Annotated in this window: 15 protein-coding genes, 1 tRNA gene and 1 riboswitch; of the genes, 7 read left to right on the top strand and 9 right to left on the bottom strand. The window is 73.9% G+C overall.

Translation table 11 applies throughout. The features are described 5' to 3' along the window. Positions 1-340 precede the first annotated feature (340 nt). Complete coding sequence (locus tag ABT127_RS16675) at positions 341-1,117, top strand: TetR/AcrR family transcriptional regulator (RefSeq protein WP_351449850.1); 777 nt, start codon at positions 341-343, stop codon at positions 1,115-1,117. 354 nt (positions 1,118-1,471) lie between these two features. Next, positions 1,472-3,379 carry a sigma-70 family RNA polymerase sigma factor gene (locus ABT127_RS16670; RefSeq protein WP_351449847.1) on the top strand — a complete coding sequence of 636 codons (1,908 nt, stop codon included), beginning with the start codon at positions 1,472-1,474 and terminating at the stop codon, positions 3,377-3,379. 21 nt (positions 3,380-3,400) lie between these two features. Here the strand turns inward: ABT127_RS16670 and ABT127_RS16665 are convergent, their stop codons facing one another. Together ABT127_RS16665 and ABT127_RS16660 are read right to left on the bottom strand one after the other, a co-directional pair. Next, on the bottom strand, positions 3,401-6,691 hold the full coding sequence (locus ABT127_RS16665; protein ID WP_351449844.1) for an ATP-binding protein: 3,291 nt from the start codon (positions 6,689-6,691) through the stop codon (positions 3,401-3,403). A gap of 120 nt (positions 6,692-6,811) precedes the next feature. Further along, positions 6,812-8,908: an asparagine synthase-related protein gene (locus ABT127_RS16660; RefSeq protein WP_351449842.1), complete on the bottom strand. Its 2,097-nt coding sequence runs from the start codon at positions 8,906-8,908 to the stop codon at positions 6,812-6,814. A 652-nt stretch (positions 8,909-9,560) separates the two neighbouring features. Between ABT127_RS16660 and ABT127_RS16655 the strand changes: the two genes are divergently transcribed. The 4 genes from ABT127_RS16655 to ABT127_RS16640 all read left to right on the top strand — a co-directional run bounded on the left by ABT127_RS16655 (position 9,561) and on the right by ABT127_RS16640 (position 14,534). Further along, the gene (locus ABT127_RS16655) at positions 9,561-11,003 is read left to right on the top strand and encodes an NsdA family TPR-like regulatory protein (RefSeq protein ID WP_351449839.1); all 1,443 of its coding nucleotides are present in this window, start codon (positions 9,561-9,563) and stop codon (positions 11,001-11,003) included. An 80-nt stretch (positions 11,004-11,083) separates the two neighbouring features. Beyond that, positions 11,084-12,292 carry an L-2-hydroxyglutarate dehydrogenase gene (gene lhgD / locus ABT127_RS16650; protein ID WP_502971716.1) on the top strand — a complete coding sequence of 403 codons (1,209 nt, stop codon included), beginning with the start codon at positions 11,084-11,086 and terminating at the stop codon, positions 12,290-12,292. A gap of 58 nt (positions 12,293-12,350) precedes the next feature. Continuing rightward, a complete protein-coding gene (gene trmB, locus ABT127_RS16645; RefSeq protein WP_351449909.1) occupies positions 12,351-13,145 on the top strand; it encodes a tRNA (guanosine(46)-N7)-methyltransferase TrmB in 795 nt (264 codons plus the stop codon). 75 nt (positions 13,146-13,220) lie between these two features. Further along, positions 13,221-14,534 (top strand): PrsW family intramembrane metalloprotease, encoded by a 1,314-nt coding sequence (locus ABT127_RS16640; protein WP_351449837.1) that lies wholly within the window; start codon positions 13,221-13,223, stop codon positions 14,532-14,534. Between the two features lie 28 nt (positions 14,535-14,562). Here the strand turns inward: ABT127_RS16640 and ABT127_RS16635 are convergent, their stop codons facing one another. The 6 genes from ABT127_RS16635 to ABT127_RS16610 form a co-directional block, all read right to left on the bottom strand. Next, the gene (locus tag ABT127_RS16635; protein ID WP_351449834.1) at positions 14,563-15,516 is read right to left on the bottom strand and encodes an aldo/keto reductase; all 954 of its coding nucleotides are present in this window, start codon (positions 15,514-15,516) and stop codon (positions 14,563-14,565) included. 144 nt (positions 15,517-15,660) lie between these two features. Beyond that, complete coding sequence (locus ABT127_RS16630) at positions 15,661-16,701, bottom strand: M23 family metallopeptidase (protein ID WP_502971715.1); 1,041 nt, start codon at positions 16,699-16,701, stop codon at positions 15,661-15,663. Between the two features lie 11 nt (positions 16,702-16,712). Next, positions 16,713-16,849: riboswitch (cyclic di-AMP (ydaO/yuaA leader) on the bottom strand. Between the two features lie 215 nt (positions 16,850-17,064). Further along, the gene (locus ABT127_RS16625) at positions 17,065-18,174 is read right to left on the bottom strand and encodes a PP2C family protein-serine/threonine phosphatase (protein WP_351449831.1); all 1,110 of its coding nucleotides are present in this window, start codon (positions 18,172-18,174) and stop codon (positions 17,065-17,067) included. 157 nt (positions 18,175-18,331) lie between these two features. Further along, positions 18,332-18,405, bottom strand: a tRNA-Met gene (locus ABT127_RS16620). A gap of 47 nt (positions 18,406-18,452) precedes the next feature. Beyond that, positions 18,453-19,667 (bottom strand): alginate lyase family protein, encoded by a 1,215-nt coding sequence (locus ABT127_RS16615; RefSeq protein ID WP_351449827.1) that lies wholly within the window; start codon positions 19,665-19,667, stop codon positions 18,453-18,455. Positions 19,668-19,813: 146 nt separating this feature from the next. Continuing rightward, positions 19,814-20,533: a TSUP family transporter gene (locus tag ABT127_RS16610; RefSeq protein WP_351449824.1), complete on the bottom strand. Its 720-nt coding sequence runs from the start codon at positions 20,531-20,533 to the stop codon at positions 19,814-19,816. 160 nt (positions 20,534-20,693) lie between these two features. On the opposite strand from ABT127_RS16610, the gene ABT127_RS16605 reads away from it, so the two are divergent. After that, positions 20,694-20,981: a hypothetical protein gene (locus tag ABT127_RS16605; protein WP_351449821.1), complete on the top strand. Its 288-nt coding sequence runs from the start codon at positions 20,694-20,696 to the stop codon at positions 20,979-20,981. 108 nt (positions 20,982-21,089) lie between these two features. Here ABT127_RS16605 and ABT127_RS16600 read toward each other — a convergent pair whose 3' ends face one another. Beyond that, entirely contained in the window at positions 21,090-21,500 is a 411-nt protein-coding gene (locus ABT127_RS16600; RefSeq protein WP_351449818.1) for a rodlin, read from the bottom strand. Between the last annotated feature and the right edge of the window lie 11 nt (positions 21,501-21,511).

Below are 21,511 nucleotides of genomic sequence, written 5' to 3'. Positions count from 1 at the left end.
TTGTGTGCCCGGTGAAGAGCGCCGGAACGCGCCCCCAACGGGGCGGCGCGCGCCCGGCGTTCCGGACAGAACCGCAGGTCAGCGCGGGGCATGGGGGTGGGCGCGAGAGGTGCAATCGGGGCGGAATCGGCGCGTACTCCGTTCGGGGGGCGCTCCGTGCGGAACCTGCCCCTTCTGAATTGACTCCGGCTCAACTATGTTCGTGTGCTGTCGGGGTGTCGGGGGACGCACTGACGGGCCCGCAGGGTCGGGCCCGGAAATCACTGTCTGTTCCTCACGCTCCGGCGGACAATGGCGGGGAGTGTCTCCGGGGGGAGACGTCATTACCGGGGGAACACATATGCACATTCAGGACACTCATTGGACCTCTGCGTCAGCCGTCGCGCCGTCGGGCGTCTCGGGTGGGGCCAACGGACGGGCGACGGGCGACAGTTCGCGCTCGACACCGCTGCGGGTGGATGCCCAGCGCAATCTGGAGCATGTGCTGCGCGCGGCCCGCGAGGTCTTCGGCGAGCTGGGGTACGGGGCACCCATGGAGGACGTGGCGCGGCGCGCCCGCGTCGGCGTGGGCACGGTCTACCGGCGCTTTCCCAGCAAGGACGTACTGGTGCGACGGATAGCCGAGGAGGAGACCTCCCGGCTGACCGACCAGGCACGCACGGCGCTCGGTCAGGAGGACGAGCCGTGGTCGGCGCTCTCGCGCTTCCTGCGGACCTCGGTCGCCTCCGGCGCGGGCCGGCTGCTTCCGCCGCAGGTGCTGCGGGTGGGCGTGGCCGACGAGCCGGCGCGGGATGCCGTACGGGACGAGGCCCGGGTTCCTGAACAGCGCAGCGGTGCGCCCGACCTGCGGCTCGTGGAGCAGCGGGCGACGCCGGCCGCCGAGGTCGCGCTCCTGGGGCCCGACGACGCGGGGGCGGCGGCGCTGCTCGAGGTCGTGGGGCGGCTGGTGGACCGGGCCCGGGAGGCCGGTGAACTGCGGGCCGATGTGACCGTGTCGGACGTCCTGCTCGTCATCGCGACGGCGGCGCCCTCACTGCCGGACGCCGCACAGCAGGCGGCGGCCTCGGCCCGGCTGCTGGACATCCTGCTCGAAGGCCTGCGGTCGCGTCCCGCGTAGGGCGTCCCGCGTAGCGCGTTGCCGTCCTGTCGCGGGACGGCTGAGAGCGGCGGTCCTTCCCGGACGGGGACGGGCTGGAGCGCGGGCGGACTGCGGCCCGGGGCGAAGGCGGAAGACAGCCCGGAGCGCGGTCGGAGACGGCCTGGACCGCGGGTGATCGAAAAGGGTCGCCCGCGGTCAACTCATGTGCGCGATCGGTCGGTTGTGCCCTCCCCGGCCGGGTGACGGCCGGTGCTCAGGTGCGGGAAATCTCCACGGATGAGTGGTTGCCGTGCAGAGGCGGCCGCCGCGCACTCCCCGTGTGGCACGCTTTCCCGGTGATCGGCCGTGAGTGGGATGGCGGGGGCTTCCGCGATGAGCGTTGACGGGCAGGGCGAGCAGCGGCCCGACAGTGGGGGGACGAGCGCGGAGGACCTCACCGCGCAGCAGGTACCGAGCCAGGGCGGCCCCGACCGGAGCTCCGGCAGACCCGCCGCGGCCCCCGTGCCCGACGCCGACGTGTCCGTACCGGCCCAGCGCGAGGTCACGCCCTCCTCCGACAGCGGTGACCGGGCGCCGTCCGACGCCGATCTGATCGACCGGATGCGCGCGGGGGACGACAGCGCGTACGAGGAGCTGTACCGCCGGCACGCCGCCGCCGTGCGCCGCTACGCCCGCACCTGCTGCCGCGACGGCCACACCGCCGACGACCTGACGGCCGAGGTCTTCGCCCGCATGCTCCAGGCCGTGCGCGGCGGCAGCGGGCCCGAGCACGCGGTGCGCGCCTATCTGCTGACCACCGTGCGGCGGGTCGCCGCGTCCTGGACGAAGTCGGCCAGGCGCGAGCAACTGGTCGACGACTTCGCCCTCTTCGCCGACCAGGCCGCCCGCTCGACCGAGGCCCTGGACGACGACACGCTCGAACTCGGCGCGGACGTGAAGGCCATGCAGGAGGCCGAGCAGTCGATGGCCATGCAGGCCTTCCGCTCGCTGCCCGAGCGCTGGCAGGCGGTGCTGTGGCACACCGAGGTCGAGGACGAGTCGCCCAGCGACGTCGCCACCCTGTTCGGCCTCGACGCCAACGGCACGCGGGTGCTCGCCAAGCGCGCCCGCGAGGGCCTGAAGGAGGCCTATCTCCAGGCCCACGTCTCGGCCACCCTCACCGAGTCCGAGGAGTGCTCCCGGTACGCGGACCGGCTCGGTGCCTACGCGCGCGGCAGCCTGCGCACGCGGGCCGAGCGGGGCCTGCGCAAGCACCTGGAGGAGTGCGCCAAGTGCCGGCTCGCCGCCGGCCAGATCAAGGAAGTCGCCGGGGGCATCCCGGGGGTCGTGCCGGTCGCGGTCATCGGCTGGTTCGGCGCCGCCGGGTACGCCAAGGCGGCCGCCTTCATCGGTGGTGGCGCCGCGAGTGCGGCGGGCGCCGGTGCGGCCGCCGCCGCGAGCGGCGGTACGTCCGGGGGCGGCGCGGCCGGGGCCGCCGCGTCGGAGGGTCTCGGCGCGCCCGCGAAGGCCGGGATCGCCGCCGGAGTGGTGGCGGCCGCGACCGCCGCCGCGCTGGCCATCGCGCTCACCGGCGGCGAGCCGAAGCAGGAGCCGGAGGCCCGCAAGGAGAAGCCGCCGGTCTCGCAGCCGATCACCCCGGCACCGCAGAAGCCGAAGCCCGAGCCGTCCCCGCCCGAGCCGAAGCCCACGCCCACCCCGACACCGACGCCGACCCCGCCCCCCAAGCGCACGCCGTCGGCGAAGCCGACACCGGCCACACCCACACCGAAGCCGACCCCGAAGCCCACCCCGCCCAAGCCCAAGCCCCGGCCACGGCCCACGCCGACCCCGACTCCCCCGCCCGCTCCCGCCGTCTACCAGCTGAGCACGCTCGACTACGGCGTCACGGGCGACGGCAGCAAGCCGGAGATCCGGCTCGCCGAGAGCAGCTGGGTCTGGCAGCGCTACGGCATGACGATCGCCGGCAAGCGGTACGCGCACGGCGTCTCGGTCCACTCCCGGTCCTCGGTCACCATCGATCTGAACCGCACCTGCACCGCGTACGACGCCTCGGCCGGAGTCGACGACATGACGCTGGGTCTGGGCGCCGTCCGGTTCTCCGTCTACGTCGACGGGGCGCTCGCCTGGCAGTCGAAGGTGGTCCACGGCCACGATCCGGCGGTACCGGTGCACGTGAACCTGAGCGGGCACAAGACCATCCGGCTCGTCTCGGAGCCGGAGGGGCCGGGCGGCGCGGTCGCGGTCGCCGACTGGGCGGAGTCGCGGTTCAGCTGCACCTGACCGGGCCCGCGGAACGGGCTCTCAGGGGCCCGGGGGGCCTGTCCGTTCTTCCCGTTCTTCCCGTTCTTCCCGTGCTTTCCCTTCTTCCCGTTCTTCCCGTCCCGCCAGTTCGGCCAGGAGCTCGGCCGGCGTGAGCGCCGTGCCCGTCGCCCGCTCGGCCTCGTACCGGGTGGCGCCGAGCTCGGCCCGCGCGCGGGTGTTCACGGCCGCGCACTCGTCGCGCTCCGGCAGCGGCCGGGGCCGGCCGTCGCGCAGCGCGTCCGACGCCGCGAACAGCCGGACCGCACGGGCCACGTCGTCGAGGCGGGCGTGCAGTTCGGCCCCGACGTCGACCAGGCCCGCGACGACGGTCTCCGCGCAGCGTGCCGCCACCGCGTCGCGCAGGGTGTCGGTGAGGAGCGCGAGGCCGGGCACGGGGCCCGACTCGGCCGCCGTGATGCGGGCGTCGATCAGACCGAGCGACGCGTTGAACTGCGGGGGCGGTGTGCCGCCCTCGGCGACCGCGCGGGACCTGTCGCACAGTTCGCGCGCGCGGTCCACCTTCCCTTCGGCCAGGGCCAGATGGGCGTGCAGCAGCCCGATGAAGGCCGCGGTGTCGGCGATCCCGTACCGGTCCGCCTCCTCGCTCGCCGTGTCGAGAGCCCTGCGGGCCGCTTCCCGGTCGCCCTCGCGGTAGGCGATCTCGGCGATCCGGGCCAGCAGGAACGGCGTCTCCGCGTACGCCCCGACCTCGTGGGCGAGCCGGATCCCCTCCTCCAGCTCGGCCTGCGCCTCCGGGTAGGCGCCGCGGCTCATGGCGACCTCGGCCGCGGCGCTGCACACCTGGGCGCGCATCCAGCGGTCGCCCACCCGGCGGCTGATCTCGCGCAGCTCGACGATGTCCTCGTCGACGCCCTCCATGCGGCCCGCCATGTCCACCACCGTGTGGGTACGGAACATCAGCGTGACGCCGATCTCCCAGTCCCCGCCGAAGCGGCGGCAGTTCGCGACGGCGCGGTCCAGTGCCTCGCGCACGTCGCTCACGGCGTCGAGGACGAAGAGCGTGAACGGCCAGATGATGCCGGGGAAGGTGGCGCCCTGCGGGCTCGGCGGTTCGAAGGCGGTCCGCACCCGCACCATGTACGCCCGGTCGGCCTCGCTGCGGATGACCTCCTGCGGGGTGGACTCGGTGACGAGGAAGAGGGCCAGCAGGCGCAGCTTCATCCGCGGCCAGTAGAGCGGATCCTCCGGGTCCTCCGGGGTCCCGGCCTCGCTGTCGTCGGGCAGCATGCCGCGGATGGTCTGGACCCAGTCGCCGCCCTCGGAGCGGTAGTTGCGCAGCCACCAGAACCAGCCGATGTGCAGGGCCAGGGCGATCGCGGCCTCCTCGTCGACGAGGCCGGGCACGCTCGTGACCCGGGTCAGCGCCGCCCTGATGTTGTCCAGCTCCGTCTCCAGGCGCTGGATCCACGGAAGCTGCTCACCCGAGCGGATCTTGGGGTCGGCCTCCTCGACCAGGGCGCGTATGTACGCCAGATGCCGGCGCTCGGCGGCCAGCCGCAGCTCGGGGGAGTCCGCGGCGCGCTCGTTGGCGTACTCGTGGATGGTCTCCAGCATGCGGTAGCGCATGCCGGACAGCCCGTGGCCGCCCGGGGTCGCGATCAGCAGGGACTTGTCCACGAGGGAGCCGACGGCGTCGGCGCCGCCGGGCGCGGAGCAGACGGCCTCGGCGCCCTCCAGGGTCCAGCCGCCCGCGAAGACCGACAGCTCGCACAGGGCGGCGCGCTCGCTGTCGTCGAGCAGGTCCCAGGACCAGTCGACGACGGCGCGCAGGGTCTGCTGGCGGGGCAGAACGGTACGGCTGCCGCTGGTCAGCAGGCGGAACCGGTCGTCGAGGCGGTCGGCGATCTGCCGCGGGGTGAGCAGCCGCAGACGGGCCGCCGCCAGCTCGATGGCGAGCGGGAGGCCGTCGAGACGGCGGCAGATCTCGGCGACGGCCTCGGCGTCCTGCGCGGGGTCGAAACCGGGGCGGACCGCGGCGGCCCGCTCGGCGAACAGGCGGTGGGCGGGGGTGGGAGGCAGCGGCTCGACCGGGCGCACGGACTCCCCCGGCACGCCCAGGGGTTCACGGCTGGTGGCGAGGATCGTCAGCCCGGAGCAGTGCGTCAGGAGGGTCTCGGCGAGCTCCGCCGCCGCGTCGATCACATGCTCGCAGTTGTCGAGGATCAGGAGCAGGCTGCGGTGGGCGCAGTGCTCCAGGAGAAGCCGGGTCGGATCGTCGTGCAGGCCCGACAGCCCCGACAGATCGGTCGTCATCAGCACCGTCTCCCGCAGGCCCAGCGCGCTGACGACAGCGCCGGGGACCGCCTTCGGGTCGTCCAGCGGCGCCAGCTCGACCAGCCAGGCCTGGGGCTCGGGGGCGGCCGCCTCCTCGGCCAGGCGGGTCTTGCCGGAGCCGCCCGGGCCCGTGAGCGTGACCAGGCGTGCTCCTCGCACGTCGGAACGGATCGCGTCGAGTTCGGGTTCCCGGCCGACGAAGGAATTCAGCCGGGGCCGGAGGTTGCCGGTGCGGGCCGGGGGGCGGGGCGCCGAGGGCCCGGGTGCGGCGGGCGGTGTCGGTTCGGTCAGCAATTCGGCGTGCAGGCGGGTCAGTTCGGGGCCCGGGTCCGTGCCCAGGCCGTCCGCCAGGGTGCGCCGGGCCGTCTCGTACGCGGCCAGCGCGTCCGCCCGCCGGCCCGCCGCGCGCAGGGCCCGGATGAGCAGCGCGTGCAGCGGCTCGTCGTAGGGCTGCGCCGCGGTCAGTTCCCGCAGCTCCGGTACGAGGTCGGGGGCGCGGCCCAGATCCAGGTCGGCCTGGATGCGCGCGCGGACGGTCTCCAGGCGCTGGGCCTCGGGGCGGGTGGCCGCGGTGTGGCCGGGCAGGTCGGCGAGGGCCGGGCCGTGCCACAGGGCGAGGGCTTCGCGCAGGGTGCGGGCGGCGGTCGCGGGGTCGTGGGCGGCGAGGGCCGCGGTGCCCTCGCGGGCCAGGCGTTCGAAGACGTACAGGTCGATGTCGTCGCGGGTCGCGGTGAGGCGGTAGCCGCCCGGTTCCGAGGTGACGGCGTCCTTGCCGAGGGCGCGGCGCAGGCGGCCCACCAGGGCCTGGAGGGCGGCCGGGGCGTCGGCGGGCGGGGCGTCCTCCCAGACGTCGTCGATGAGGGTGGCCGTGGGGGCGGGGCGGGGGGTGTGCAGGGCCAGGGAGGTGAGGAGGGCGCGCAGACGTGGGCCGCCCACGGGGACGGGGGTGCCGTCGTCGTCGTAGGCCTTCGTGGTTCCCAGGATTGTGTACTGCACCGGGACATTGTCTCCGGGGCGGGGGGACGGACGCTCGGGGTTTGTGGTGCTCGGCGTGGCCCGTGGCCGTCGGCCGGTCGGGCCCCTGGCGGCAGATGGCCCGAGGCGGCGGGCGGGGAGTCAGCGGGGTCCGGCTCCCAGGGCGCGCTCCGGGACGACGCTTCCGGTCGGGACGGCACGCGCGCGGGCCGGGGTGCCGGTCCAGCAGGTACCGCGGCGGGACATGAGGCGGCGGAGCCAGAGTTCCAGGCCGACCAGGTCGGCGAGGCCGTCCAGCGGGAGGGGTTCGCCGTCGGCCGCCGCGCGCAGCGCCTTGCGGACCGTGCGGGCCTCGATCAGGCCGGTCTGGGCCAGCAGCGGGGTGTCGAACAGGGCGATGAGGTGGTCGGCGGAGACGCGCAGGCCGGTGCGGGCGGCGGCCGCCGCCGTGGCGTGCGAGGGGGCTCCCCAGCCGGCCGGCAGCTCATGGACGCCCGCGCCCTCCAGCACCGTGCGCAGGATCACCGCGCGGGCGCCGGGCTGGACGCGCAGCGCCTCGGGGAGGGCCTGGCAGGCGCGGACCACCTCGTTGTCGAGGAAGGGCGCGTGCAGGCGCTGGGAGCGGACCTCCGCGGCCTGCTCCAGGATGCGCAGGTCCGCCGCGTGCCGGGCGAGGGCGGCGCGGGCCCGGAACGCGCCGGGGCGCTGCCCCGGGCTCAGACCGGGGCGGCCCCTGCCCTCTTGAAGGCGAACCGATACTTCTGCGAGTGCCTCGCCGGTCAGCCAGCGGGCGGCGGGCCCCGGTCTGGCCCACGCGAGCGCGGCGAGCGAGGCGCCGACGGCACCGCCCGGCTCGTCGAAGCTGCGCTGCAGAAGACGGTCGGCCAGGTGGTCGAGGCCCGCCTTGTACGGCGTGCGGGCGAGCTTTCTGGCCGCTCCGTAGACACGTGCGGGAACGCGCAGCGAGCCGCCCTCGGCCTTGGTGAGCGCGGCCACGGGGCGCACCATGTGGCGGCGCCTGCGGTCCATCAGGAGGTCGGCGAGCCGGGCGGGGTGGGCGTCCAGGACCTGGCGTGCCCCGTAGCCGGTGAAGTGGTCGGCGCTGCCGGAGGCGAGGCGCGCGCGGTGGCGGGAGGCGGAGACGAGTACGGCGCTGGGCTCGTCGGTGAGCGGGCCGTCCAGGTCCGCGTAGGGCAGGGTCTCCTCGCCGCCGGTCACCACCACGTGGTGCAGGCGCGGGTTGGACGCGATCGCCCCCGCGCGTTCGAGTTCCGCCTCGCGGTGGATCGTCGTGGTCGACAGGTCGTTGAAGGTGACCGCGAGGAGGCGTTCGCCCGCGCCCGTGCCGTGGCCGAGGACGGTGCCGGGCATCCCGGGCAGGCCCGCGGCGAGCAGGGCGAGGGTGCCGGAGGCCGGGCCGCCGGAGAGGTCGGCGCCGATGCCGGGCACCGGCATGCCGCGGGCGGCGCGGCGCTCGGCGGGCCCCATGCCGGGCACGGGCCCGGGGTCCCGGTCGGTGCCGGGGATGTGCCGGGGCGCGGCCAGGCGGGCCCGGACGGCGTCCACCAGGGCCTCCCTGACGGCGTCCACGGCGCGGTCCGGGTCGGCGGGCGCCGCGGCCACCGCGAGGGACGCCACGGGCTCGTACCCCGCGACCTCGCGTGCGCCCGCGCGCAGGATCAGCGCGTGCCCCGGCGGGATGCGGCGCACGCCCTGGTACGGCGTCGAGTCGTGCAGCGCCTCCGGGACGTCGGGCGCCGCGAGCAGCGCGGCCAGGTGCCCCACGTCCAGGTGGGCCTCGATGAGGTCGGCGAGCGGGAGCGCGGCGGTGGCGTAGGCGGTGCCGCCCGCCCAGGGCGTGTAGAAGACGGGCCGGGCGCCCGCGAGGTCGCCGGCGACCATGACGCGGCGGCCCACCTGGACGACCGCGGTGTAGCTGCCGGGCCAGGCCGTCAGATGGCGCAGGGCGCCGCCCCGCGCGGCGAAGAGGCCCACCTTCAGTTGCTCGTCGGTGGCGCCGCAGACGCCGAGCACCGCGATCCGCGTGCGCTCGTCGGCCTGCACGATGCGCACCTCGTCGGGGCGCCAGTCACCGACCGCCCACAGCGGATCCGGGTCGCCCCACAGGAGTTGGGAGCCCACCGGGTGGACCGTCTCGCCGTCCGTGCCCGTGGCCCCCGCGGAGTCGAAGGCAACGGCTCCAGGGGCGGTGCTGCTCCACCCCACCAACCACCGCATCGCCGCCTCCACAAGCTGTGGACAACCAAGAGGTCCCCATGCTGCCACGAAGGAGGCGCCCAGGAGGGGCCAAGTGAAGGGGTAAGTAAGGGGCGGGCGACGAGCGGGAGATGGCGTACGCTCCCCCCAATGCGCCCTGTTTGAGCCGTGGTTGAACCGTGGCACTACCCGGCCCGCACCGGACGGCAGGGGCGACTTTCGGCCAAATCGGCCCGGGATGGCCGGAGGTGGACACCCCGCTTCGGCCACAGCGCGCAACCCACAGTGCAACGCACAGTCCGGGAGGCGCACACCGCCTCCCGGACCGGTCCGCCGCCCGCGGGGATGTAGGCGGCGGTGTCCCCCAGCCCACTGGATCCAGTACAGCGGGCCGACCCACGCAGGTTCCATGGAAGCCGTGCACGGGTGTCCGAGTAAGAGCGCACGCACAGGCGCACGGCACCACGCACGGAGCACACGGTCACACGGCGTGGCCTGCGCCGCTCGCGAGCACGGACAACAATCCCGCCATCCGGAACAGCGGCCCTTAACGCTTGGGATTCGGCGAACTACGCTGGGTGTACGAATGCCGCGCGGTTATGCCACGCCGAAGTGGTCAGTATCAGTCTGGGTGACGCCTGACGCGGCAGCCGTCTGTGTCGAGGGGTGGCGCATGTCCAGGGAGCAACGCGGGCCGAACGAGAAATTAGGCGCCGTTCTCGCCCTCGCGGGGATCAGCAACGCCGGACTCGCGCGGCGCGTGAACGACCTCGGGAGCCAGCGCGGGCTGACGCTTCGCTACGACAAGACGTCGGTGGCGCGCTGGGTGTCGAAGGGCATGGTGCCGCAGGGCGCCGCTCCGCACCTGATCGCCGCCGCCATCGGGCAGAAGCTGGGCCGTCCCGTGCCCCTGCACGAGATCGGCCTCGCCGACGCCGACCCCGCGCCCGAAGTGGGCCTGGCCTTCCCGCGCGACGTGCGCGCGGCGGTGAAGTCCGCGACCGAGCTGTACCGGCTCGACCTCGCCGGGCGGCGGGCGGGCAGCGGCGGGATCTGGCAGTCGCTGGCCGGATCCTTCGCGGTGAGCGCTTACGCGACGCCCGCTTCCCGGTGGCTGATAACACCGGCCGACTCGTCGGTCGCGCGCGAGCCGCACGTGGCCGCGGGGGCCGAGAGCACCGAAGAGGGCTCGAAGGTGCAGAAGGTCGGCCACAGCGACGTACAGAAATTGCGGGAGGCCGCGGAGGACGCGCGTCGCTGGGACTCCAAGTACGGCGGCGGGGACTGGCGTTCGTCGATGGTCCCCGAGTGTCTGCGGGTCGAGGCGGCGCCGCTGCTGCTCGGCTCGTACTCGGACGAGGTGGGGCGCTCGCTGTTCGGGGCCGCGGCCGAGCTGACCCGGCTCGCCGGCTGGATGGCGTTCGACACCGGGCAGCAGGAGGCGGCCCAGCGGTACTACATCCAGGCGCTGCGGCTCGCGCGGGCCGCCGCCGACGTGCCGCTCGGCGGCTATGTGCTCGCCTCCATGTCGCTCCAGGCCACCTACCGGGGCTTCGGGGACGAGGGCGTGGACCTGGCGCAGGCCGCCCTGGAGCGCAACCGCGGTCTGTCCACCGCGCGGACCATGAGCTTCTTCCGGCTCGTCGAGGCACGCGCGCACGCGCGCGCCGGGGACGCACAGGCGGCGGGCGCCTCGCTGCGGGCCGCCGAGGGGTGGCTGGAGCGGGCCCGGGAGGGCGACAGCGATCCGTCGTGGCTGGGCTTCTACTCGTACGACCGGTTCGCCGCGGACGCCGCCGAGTGCTACCGCGACCTGAAGGCTCCCCGGCAGGTACGCAGATTCACGGAGCAGGCGCTCTCGCGTCCGACGGAGGAGTTCGTCCGCTCGCACGGGCTGCGGCTCGTGGTGTCGGCCGTCGCGGAGCTGGAGTCCGGGAATCTCGACGCGGCCTGCGAGCAGGGCACCCGCGCGCTGGAGGTGGCCGGACGGATCTCCTCGGCCCGCACCACCGAGTACGTACGGGACCTGCTGCACCGCCTGGAGCCCTACGGCGACGAGCCGAGGGTTGCCGAACTGCGCGAGCGGGCACGTCCTTTGCTGGTCGCGCCGGCGTAGCGGTGGCCGGAGTGGGACCGGGCGGCGGGCCGCGTTGTCAGTGGCGTCGGGCAAGATGCTCGCAGTGGAGGTGAGGCCTGGTGGGGACGGTCGCGTATGACGGTGACGTGGTGGTGGTCGGCGGCGGGATCGTCGGGCTGTCCACCGCTTACGCCGTGTCCCGGATCGCGCCCGGGACCCGGGTCGTCGTGCTGGAGAAGGAGCCGGGCCCGGCCCGCCACCAGACGGGGCGCAACAGCGGGGTGATCCACAGCGGGATCTACTACCGCCCCGGGTCGCTCAAGGCCGAGTACGCGGTGCGCGGCGCCGCCGAGATGGTCAAGTTCTGCGCGGAGTACGGGATCGCGCACGAGGTCACCGGAAAGCTGATCGTCGCCACCGGCAGCGCCGAGCTCCCCCGCCTGCACGCCCTGGTCCAGCGCGGCAGGGAGAACGGGATCCCGGTCCGCGAGCTGGGCCCCGCCCAGATACAGGAGTACGAGCCCGAGGTGCGCGGCCTCGCCGCCATCCACGTCGGCACCACCGGCATCGCCGACTACCGCGCGGTCGCCGAGCGGCTCGCCGAGGCGTCCGGCGCCGAGATCCGCTACGGCGCGGAGGTGCGGCGGATCGACCGGCGCCCCGAGCGCGGCGTCGCGGTGCTCACCGGCACCGGCGACATCGTGCGCGGCCGCGTCCTGGTGAACTGCGCGGGACTCCAGTGCGACCGGGTGGCCCGCCTCGCCGGGGACGACCCGCGGATGCGCATCGTGCCGTTCCGCGGCGAGTACTTCGAGCTGGCCCGGCCCGAGCTGGTGCGCGGCCTCGTCTATCCCGTGCCGGATCCGGCGTTCCCGTTCCTCGGCGTGCACCTGACCCGCGGCATCGACGGCGGCGTCCACGTCGGGCCGAACGCGGTGCCCGCGCTGGCCCGTGAGGGCTACGGATGGGGCGTCGTCCGCCCCGGGGAGCTCGCGGAGACGCTGGCCTGGCCCGGGTCGTGGCACATCGCCCGGCGGCACTGGAAGTACGGGGCCGGTGAGCTGCGGCGCTCCGCGTCCCGGTCCGCGTTCGCCGCCGCCGTGCGCCGTCTCGTCCCGGCGGTCCGGGCGGAGGACCTCACGCCCGCCCCGGCCGGGGTGCGCGCGCAGGCGGTCCTGCGCGACGGCACCCTCGTCGACGACTTCCTGATCCGGGAGGGCGCCCGCACGGTCCACGTGCTGAACGCGCCGTCGCCGGCCGCCACCGCCTCGCTCCCCATCGGCAGAGAGGTGGCCCGGCGGGCCCTGGACGCGCTCGCCGCGCTGTGACCGGCCGGACGCGTAAAATCTTCCCACTGTGTCTGAGTCTGTTGAGCACCCCACGTCCGTGCCGCCCGAGCCGACGGAGCCGGCCGAGCCGTCGGCGCCGCCCGCGCGCCCGAACGAGCCCCGGTTCCCCGACGGCCCGAAGCCCGATCCGGCCGACTCGCACCACGAGCGGCGCATCCGCAGCTTCCAGCCGCGCCGCGGCCGGGTCACCACCGCGCAGGGCGACGCGCTGCAGCGGCTGTGGCCCCAGTGGGGCCTGGACGTCGACGGACAGCGGGTGCTGGACCTCCCCGCGCTCTTCGCCCGGGACGGTGCTCCCGCGGTCGACCGGATCGTCCTGGAGATCGGCTTCGGCATGGGCGAGGCCACGGCGCAGATGGCGGCGGAGGACCCGGCCACCGGCATCCTCGCCGTCGACGTGCACACCCCGGGCCAGGGCAATCTGCTCAACCTGGCCGAGAGGAACGGCCTCACGAACGTCCGGGTGGCCAACGGCGACGCGATCATCCTGCTGCGCTCGATGCTCCCCGCCGCGAGCCTGGACGGCGTGCGCGTCTACTTCCCCGACCCCTGGCCGAAGAAGCGGCACGTCAAACGGCGCCTGGTCCAGCCCGAGTTCCTCTCCCTCGTCGCGGGCCCGATGAAGCCCGGGGCGCTGCTGCACTGCGCGACGGACTGGGAGGACTACGCCGAGCAGATGCTCGAGGTGCTGAGCGCCCACCCCGACTTCGAGAACACGGTGCCGGACGGCGGCTACGCCCCGCGTCCCGCCTTCCGCCCGCTGACCCGGTTCGAGGGCAAGGGCCTCGACAAGAGCCACGTGGTGCACGACCTGCTGTTCCGGCGGGCGTAGGCGGAAGCGGACGGAAGGGCACCCCTGTCCGAGGACCCCGTCGCGCGGACGGACATCCCTCGTTAGGGTCAACCTGTGGATCCGTATCCCGGCTGCCCGCCCCACCAGGACCACGCCCTCGGCACGGCCCCGGGCGGCGCGGTCCGGCACCCGCGCTGGTGGGAGCGGAGAGGCGTCCGGGCCACGGCCCTCGCCACGCTGCTCGCGGTGTCCGGAGTGGTCATCGCGGCGCTCGTCCGGGAGCAGACCGGCACCCAGGGGTTCCTGGTCGGGCTCGGCCTCGCCGTCGTCCCCGTCCCGCTCCTGACCGCCGCGTTCCGCTGGCTGGACCGGGTGCGGCCGGGCCCCTGGCGGAACATGATCTTCGCGTTCGCCTGGGGCGCCTGCGCCGCGGCCCTGATAGCCATCGTCGCCAACAGCTTCGCGACGCGCTGGATAGAGACCGCCACCGCCGACCCGACCGGCGCCGACACCCTCGGCGCCACCGTCATCGCCCCGATCGTCGAGGAATCCGCGAAGGCCGCGGCCGTGCTGCTGGTCTTCCTCTTCCGCAGACGGGACTTCGACTCCGTCGTCGACGGCATCGTGATCGCCGGGATCACCGCGACCGGCTTCGCGTTCACCGAGAACATCCTGTACCTCGGGAACGCCTTCGGCACCGACCAGTTGGCGGGGACCGGACCGGGCCTCAGCTCGGTCACCGCCGCCACCTTCTTCGTGCGGATCGTGATGTCTCCGTTCGCACACCCGCTCTTCACGGTGCTCACCGGCATCGGCTTCGGCATCGCGGCGGTCACCGCGCGCGACCGGGGCCGGGTCCGCCGCTTCCTGCTGCCGCTGGCGGGCCTGCTCTGCGCGATGGGCATGCACGCCTTCTGGAACGGCTCGTCGTCGCTCGGCGAGTACGGCTTCTTCGCCGTCTACGCGGCCTTCATGGTGCCGGTGTTCGGCCTGATCACCTGGCTCGCGGTGTACGTGCGCCAGCGCGAACTGCGCACCGTGCGCGAGGAGCTGCCCGCGTACGTGGCGGCGGGCTGGTTCACCCCGCCCGAGCCGTTCGCGCTCGGCTCGCTGAAGGCGCGGCGCCTGGCGCGGGAGTTCGCCGCGCACCACGGCGGCCGGCCGGCCGCCGAGTCCGTCGCCGCGTACGAGTCGTACGCGACGTCGCTGGCCCTGCTGCGGCGCCGGGGCCGCAGGGGCCGGGCCGGCGCCGACTTCGTCGTACGGGAGCGGGAGCTGCTCGACGCCCTGTGGGAGCTGCGCGCCGCCGCACGCCCCGCCCTCGCGTACGGCTCACGGGCGGCGGCCCCGGTCCCGGTCTGGCGGCCACCGGTGTACGCGGTACCGCCGATGACCGGCGGCCCCGCGTACAACCCGTATCAGTACTAGGGCGTGTGTCGCCCTAGGGCGTGGGGCCTCAGGCGGACGCCTCGGTCAGCCGGGCCAGCTCGGCCTCGGTCAGCTCCAGCTCGGCGACGGCCATCAGGGCCGGCAGCTGCGCGGCGGTGCGCGCGGAGGCGATCGGCGCGGTGACGGTGGGCCGGGAGGCGAGCCAGGCGAGGGCGACGGTGGCCACCTCGGCGCCGTGCGCCTGCGCGACCTCGTCGAGCGCGGTGAGGACGCGCTGCCCGCGCTCGGTCTCCAGGTACCCGCCGGCCTTGTCGGCGCGGACGCTGTCGACGCTCACACCCGGCCGGTACTTGCCGGTCAGGAAGCCGGAGGCCAGCGACCAGTACGGGGCTGCGCCCAGGCCCGCGCGCGAGGCGATGTCCTGTCGCTCGCCCTCGTAGGTGTCGCGCGAGACGAGGTTGTAGTGCGGCTGGATGGCCACGTAGCGGGCGAGTCCCTCGCGGTCGGAGAAGTCCAGGGACTCCCGCAGCCGCTCCGGCGAGATGTTGGAGACGGCGATGTGCCGTACCTTGCCGGCCTTCACCAGCTCGTCGAGCGCGCCGATGATCTCCTCGACCGGGATGGTCTCGTCGTCGTCGAAGTGCGTGTAGTAGAGGTCGATGTAGTCGGTGTCGAGGCGGCGCAGCGAGGCGTCGGCGGCGGCCTTGATGTTGTCGCCGCGCAGGCCGGGGAAGTCGGGGTGGCGGCCTACCTTGGTGGCGATGACGACGTCGTCGCGCCGGCCGCGGGCCTTGGCCCACCGGCCGATGAGGGTCTCGGACTCACCGCCCTTGTTGCCCGGCGCCCAGGCCGAGTAGGAGTCGGCGGTGTCGATGAAGTTGCCGCCGCCCGCGACGTAGGCGTCGAGCACCTCGAAGCTGCTGGCCTCGTCGGCGGTGAAGCCGAACACATTGCCGCCGAGGCAGAGCGGGAAGACGTCGAGGCCGGAGGAGCCGAGGGGGCGCAGAACAGAAGAAGTCATGCCCTGTTTCAACGCCCTTCCGGAGCACGGCATTCCATGATCCGGGCGGTACGCGCTTCAAGGACAGGCAAAACCGGCGGCCCTGGCGTCGGGGGGTTGCCGCCAGGACCGCCGGAGTTCAGAGAACGCGGACGAACCGGCTGCTCAGGGGGTCAGGCCGCGCTCGCGCAGCCATGCGGCCGGGTCGATGCCGGTGGCGTCCCCGCCGGGGTGGACCTCCAGGTGGAGGTGGGGTCCGGTGACATTGCCCGTGGCGCCCACGCGGCCGATGACATCGCCGGTGGAGACCTTCTGGCCGGCGCTGACGTTGATCGACGACTGGTGGCAGAACCACAGCTCGGTGCCGTCGTCGAGGGTGATGATCGTGCGGTAGCCGTACGCGCCCGCCCAGCCGGCCTCCGTGACGGTGCCGGAGTGGACGGCGTAGATCGGGGTACCCGTGGAAGCGGCGAAGTCCAGGCCCGTGTGGTAGCCGGAGGACCACATGGCGCCGGGCTGCCCGAAGGTGCCGGTGATCGTGTAGGAGGCGACGGGGAGCTTGTAGCTCTTGGCCAGCTTGGCGAGGCGCTCGGCCTCGGCCTTCTTCTTGGCCTCCTCCTCCGCCTTCTTCTTCTCGGCGGCGGCCTTCTTGTCGGCCTCCGCCTTCTTGGCGACGGCCTCGTCGGCGGCCTGCTCGGCGGCGGCCTGCTCGGCGGCCTGCTTGGCGGCGGCGTCGGCGGCGTCCTGCTGGGTCTCGGCCTGGGCCAGGATCCGGGTGCGCAGCGCCTCGCCCGCGTCGGACGTCCCGCTGCCGACCGTGGTGAGCGGGGCGGCGGTGGCGTCGGAGCCGTCAGCGCCTTCGGAGCCGTCGGATATGAGCGCGCCGACACCGGGCAGCGACGTGGCCTCGGGCAGCGAGTCCTTGACGGCGGACAGGTCGGGCATGGAGATGTGGACGGCGGGCTTGCCGCCCTGCGCGGTGGCGATGCCGCCCGCGCCGACGGCGGCGATCACGCCGACGCCGAGAACGGTGGAGCTGCGCGCGAGACCTCCGCGCTGCCGGGCCACGCGGTGCCTGCCGCGGACGGGGCGGACGGACTCCTCGGTGGGGTTCCACTCCTCCCAGCTCTCGGGCTGGGGGCCGAACGCGTCGGTCGACGGATCCTTCACTGAGGAGAACTCGGGGGCAGGCCGGTTCGACGCCACGGGGGCGCTCTCCTTTCCTTCCTTCTCGCCTACCGGGTTAGCTGACGGGTTCGGAGCAGGAAGGTCTCCTACGAGCACCCAAAGATGCCCGATTCACCCCAAGTTGGTGGTTCCCCGGCTCCCTTGCGGGATTAAGCGCGTGCGCGCGGAGCCGTCGCTGGTGACGGCTGGGACGACCGCGCTGCGTTATCGAACGTTAATAGACAGCAGACAGTAATTCCAAGCTGTTCCTACTGATCGTTCACGTCCTGGGCCGGGATTTATCGGGTCAGGACCGGCCGGAAAGGGGCGACTTGACCGGCGGTGTGAACCGGCCACTGTTCTGACGGTTCGTCAATTGTTATCGGCAGCGTCTGCGGAGAGTCACGGCCGCCGCACCGCGAGCAGAGCCATGTCGTCCGTAGCGCCGCCACCGGTGTGCGCGCGCACCTCCGCGGCGAGGGAGAGGAGCAGCTCCTCCGGCCCGGGGAAGATCCGCCCGGACAGCCGGGCCGCCGGATCGTAGAAGACGCCCGCGGCGTCGCGCGCCTCGGAGAGCCCGTCGGTGTAGAGCAGCAGCGTGGCCCCGCCGGGGAACTCGGCCTCGGCGACCCGGTCCGGCCAGGAGCCGAGCTCGCCCATCCCGAGCGGCAGCGCGCCCACGCCGTCGACGACGGGGATCGTCCGGACCGTGCCGTCGCCGAGCAGCAGGATCGGCTCGGGGTGGCCGCGGTTGACGATGCGGACGCGCTGCTCGCCGTGCGGGATCTCGGCGAGCACGGCGGTGGTGAAGCCCTCGAAGTCGTCGATGCCGTCGCGCCGGGTGCCCTCGCGGGCCAGCGCCCGCTCCAGGCGCAGGGCGACCGCCTCCAGGCTGCCCTCCTGCTCGGCGGCCTCCCGGAACGCCCCGATGACGACGGCGACGGCGGAGACCGCGCCCATGCCCTTGCCGCGCACGTCCCCGACGACGATGCGCACGCCGTGCGGAGTGTCCTGGACGGCGTACAGATCACCGCCGATGAAGGCGCCGGCCTGCGCGGCCTCGTAGCGTGCGGCGATGGCGAGGCCGCCGATCCGGTCGGCCGGTTCGGGCAGAACGGCGAACTGGGCGGCCTGGGCGATCCGCCGGGCGGAGTCCAGCTGTTCGTTGCTGCGCCGCACGATCTGGTTGATGAAGCAGGCGAGCACGCAGACGGTGGCCACGGTGGCCATCTCGGTGACGATGTCGGTGCCGACCCGCTGGGTGTACCTGAAGTGGACGACGAGGATCGCGAGGACCGACCCGAGCCCGGCCAGGACCGTGCTGCGCAGCGAGAAGAACGGGGCGGTGACCAGGGGCGCCGCGCTGAACAGCGGGGCCCCGGAGAAGCCGGAGGGGGTGACGTACTCGTAGCAGGCGCCGCCCAGGATCAGCAGGACCGGCAGCGCCCGCAGGAACCACCGCGTACCGCTGCTGTCCGCGACCGATCTGTGCCGTCCTCCGCGCTTCCCCACCGCTCGTCTCCTGACACGTCCGCGCCCGGTTTCCGGCGTCTCGTCAAGGGTTCCCGGGGAGCGCGGCGGCGGCGACCTGGTGTGGTCCGTACGGGTGGCGGACGCGCGGAAACGACCGAGGCCGGAATCTCGATGAGATTCCGGCCTCGGCCTTCAGTAGCGGGGACAGGATTTGAACCTGCGACCTCTGGGTTATGAGCCCAGCGAGCTACCGAGCTGCTCCACCCCGCGTCGGTGAACCCGACTCTACGTCATGAGGGCGGCAGAACGCGAATCCGTCAGGCGGCGGTCGCGTGGGTCAGGGTTTCCCAGGCCACGAAGAGGTCGTCGGTGCCCTCGGGCCGCTCCTTGCGGGTCAGCTTCTCGGTCTGCGGGAGGTCCATCTTGAGACGGCCGCGCAGGTGGCTGAGGCCGACCTCGGTGTCGGGCCCCATGTCCCGCTGCACCTTGCCGCCGCACAGCCAGGACGGGGCGGCGGCGCCGAGCTGGTACTTGGAGTGGAACTCCAGCGCGGCCCGCAGCCGGTCCTTCACCTCGCCGTACAGGTCGACGCCCTGGTGCCAGGCGGTCTCGGCGATGTGCGAGGTGGCGGCCAGCGAGTAGCTGGCGTGCTTGAAGTTGCGGCAGGTCTCCTGGGCGAGGCCGTCCTTGAAGGTGGTCTGCCCGAACCAGTACGTCTGGAGCTTGGCCGGGGTGTCGATGCCGCTGCCCTCGGGCTCGACCGGCAGCGGACCGTCGGAGGAGAGGTAGAAGTAGGCGGGCACGCGCGCGCGGAAGTGGTGCACGGCCTTGTCGAAGGCGCTGTGGTCGTTGAGGTAGACGGCCATGTTCATGGTGGCGTCGGCCATGACCAGGTCCCAGTTGCCGTTGAAGTCGGCGGACCCGGGCTGCACCACGGGCAGGTACACCTCGCGCAGCATCCGCTGGAACTTCAGCTCCTGCCCGTCGGGCCAGCCGTCGTACGTGTACTGCGTCAGCTCGGCGGCCTTGGCCCAGGAGCTGCCGGCCCAGGCGGTCTGGAGTCCGGCGTTGCCCTCCGTGTGCCGCTTCACCTTGTCCGACCAGGCGTCCATGATCTCCACGGCCTTCTCGGCGTGGGCCTTGTCCCGGGTGATGTTCCACAGCAGGGCCTGGGTGTACGCGGCGATGGCGTCCTCGCGCTCCTCGACGCAGCCCTGCCCCGGGCGGGTGTCGGGCGGGCACTCCACGGTCTCGTACGCCTTGGGCGTGTAGTCGAGCGCGGCGTACTTGCTGCGGCTCATCTCCCGGTACGCCGACAGCCACGGCTCTTCTTTGCGGGCCACGTGGTCGCGGGCGGCCGTCAGCTGGTCCTTGCCGACGAGGACACCGGGGTGGGTGAAGGCCCCGCCGGCGGCCCGGGGCGCGGAGACGGCCTGCGCGCCGCTGTCGGCGGGCGCCGAGCCGCAGCCCGCCGCCACGATCGTGACGAGGGGGAGCAGGCCCCCCAGAAGAAGGCGTCTCGCCGCTGCCATGCCCTACCTCCGGCCTCAGGTTCGGTCACTGGCAGCCTGACCCCTGCGCCACGAGCCCGCAGTATCTGTTGAGCCGATGGAGATCGCGCGCGTTGCGCATCTCCATCGGCGGCTCCGCCGGGGGGCGCGACCGGCCCGCACCCGCCCTACAACCCCCACACCCCCTTCCCCAGGGCGACCACCCCGCCCGCCAGGGCCAGCCCCAGAACAAGCCCCCGCATCCCGCGCTCCGGCACCCGCCCGGCCAACGCCCGTCCCACCAGCGCACCCGCGAACAACGCCCCGCCCGCCACGCCCCACTCCCGCGCGTCCAGCCCCGGCAGTCCCCCCGAAGCGACCGACACGACATTGACCACCACCCCGTAGAACTGCGCGTTCGGCACGAACTCCCGCATGGCCCAGCCCGAGTTCACGGCGTACAGGGAGAACGGCGGGCCGCCCACCCCGGCCGCCGCGTTCATGAACCCGCCCGCGCCCCCGGCGACCACCGCGCCCCCGGGCCCGCCGAGCCCCGGCAGCCGCGCACCGCGCGCGACCAGCGCCACCGCCCCGCACACGAGCGAGCCGAACACCGTCATCAGGACCGGTTCGGACAGCCGCGCCGCCGTCCACGTCCCGACCGGCACCATGCACACGGCCGCCGCCACGAACGGCACCATGTCCCGCGGCCGCACCCGCCGCCACCCGCCCACGAGCCCGGCGCAACTCACCACTCCCCCGGCGCAGATGGCGAGCAGCACCCCGTCGGCGGGCCCGAGCAGCAGCACCAGGGCGGGCGCGGCGACCAGCGCGAACCCCATCCCGGTCAGCCACTGCACACATCCCGCGACCGCCACGATCAGCGCAAGCCCCACCTCACCCGCCATGCCGCGGAGCGTACGTGGCCCCTACACCCGTACGGCACCCCTGCGCCGCGCCGGAGCCGGGCGGCCACCGGAACCGAACAGGCCGGCCGCCGCTTAGACCTGACGGGTGGGCACCCCCCGGCCCCCGTATCTGCCCGGACGGGCGCACCGTTGTAGGGGCATGACCTCAACTCGACGCGCCATGACCGCTGTCCTGCTCGCCGTCGGTGCCACCGCGATCGCGGTGCCGTCGGCCGGTGCCGCTCCCCTTCCGCTCGGCGGTGACGGCGAAGCCATCTCGCCGACCGCGACGCTCGACTCGGTGTCGACGATGGCGATCCCGGAGGAGCAGCGCGCGGCGGTGCCCAGCACCACGGCCCAGCTCGGCGGGCTCAACCGGCTGAACGAACTGCACCAGCTCACCGACCTCGTGGCGCCGGTGACGAACGCGATCCCCTCGGTCCAGTAGGACCTCCGGCACGACGATGGCGGCGGATCACCTTCGATCCGCCGCCATCGTCGTGCCCGGGGCCGGGAGAGGGGCAGCCGCACACCGGCGACTGCCCCCTCAGGTCCTTCAGTGGTTCGCGGCACCGTTGCCGGACAGGACCGGGATGTCGTCCAGGATGTGCGACAGCGGCTCGTCGCCCTTCGCCTGGGTCGAGTTCTCGGTGCACTGCTGGTTCTGCGGGGCCGACAGGACCGGGATGTCCTGGACGGCGATCGGCACGACGCCGACGAGCGAACCGACGTTGGCCTTGGCCGGCAGACCGATGCAGGGCTTGTTCAGCGAGCCCTGGACGAGGCCGAGCTGCGGGCTCATGTCGCCGTGGGTCGCGGAGTTGCCGTACGCCTGCTCCGCGCCGTTGCCGCTGATGGACGTCGTGCCGCCGTCGTCACCGATGGCCAGCGCCTGCGGGGCGGCCACGGCCGACAGACCGGCGACGGACACCGCGAGCGTCGCGGTTGCCCACAGCTTCTGCTTCATGTGATTTCCCT

Origin of the sequence: Streptomyces sp. NPDC001904 (assembly GCF_040297005.1) — a bacterium.
Classification (GTDB): domain Bacteria; phylum Actinomycetota; class Actinomycetes; order Streptomycetales; family Streptomycetaceae; genus Streptomyces.
The sequence above is the reverse complement of the archived record's forward strand: the minus strand, read 5'-3'. Positions and strand labels throughout refer to the sequence as shown.

Excerpts from the sequence above, each read along its gene's own strand:
- ABT127_RS16675 (WP_351449850.1), top strand. The coding sequence starts at position 341 with ATGCACATTCAGGACACTCATTGGACCTCTGCGTCAGCCGTCGCGCCG.
- ABT127_RS16670 (WP_351449847.1), top strand. The coding sequence starts at position 1,472 with ATGAGCGTTGACGGGCAGGGCGAGCAGCGGCCCGACAGTGGGGGGACG.
- ABT127_RS16660 (WP_351449842.1), bottom strand. The coding sequence starts at position 8,908 with ATGCGGTGGTTGGTGGGGTGGAGCAGCACCGCCCCTGGAGCCGTTGCC.
- ABT127_RS16655 (WP_351449839.1), top strand. The coding sequence starts at position 9,561 with ATGTCCAGGGAGCAACGCGGGCCGAACGAGAAATTAGGCGCCGTTCTC.
- ABT127_RS16635 (WP_351449834.1), bottom strand. The coding sequence starts at position 15,516 with ATGACTTCTTCTGTTCTGCGCCCCCTCGGCTCCTCCGGCCTCGACGTC.
- ABT127_RS16615 (WP_351449827.1), bottom strand. The coding sequence starts at position 19,667 with ATGGCAGCGGCGAGACGCCTTCTTCTGGGGGGCCTGCTCCCCCTCGTC.
- ABT127_RS16610 (WP_351449824.1), bottom strand. The coding sequence starts at position 20,533 with ATGGCGGGTGAGGTGGGGCTTGCGCTGATCGTGGCGGTCGCGGGATGT.
- ABT127_RS16605 (WP_351449821.1), top strand. The coding sequence starts at position 20,694 with ATGACCTCAACTCGACGCGCCATGACCGCTGTCCTGCTCGCCGTCGGT.
- ABT127_RS16600 (WP_351449818.1), bottom strand. The coding sequence starts at position 21,500 with ATGAAGCAGAAGCTGTGGGCAACCGCGACGCTCGCGGTGTCCGTCGCC.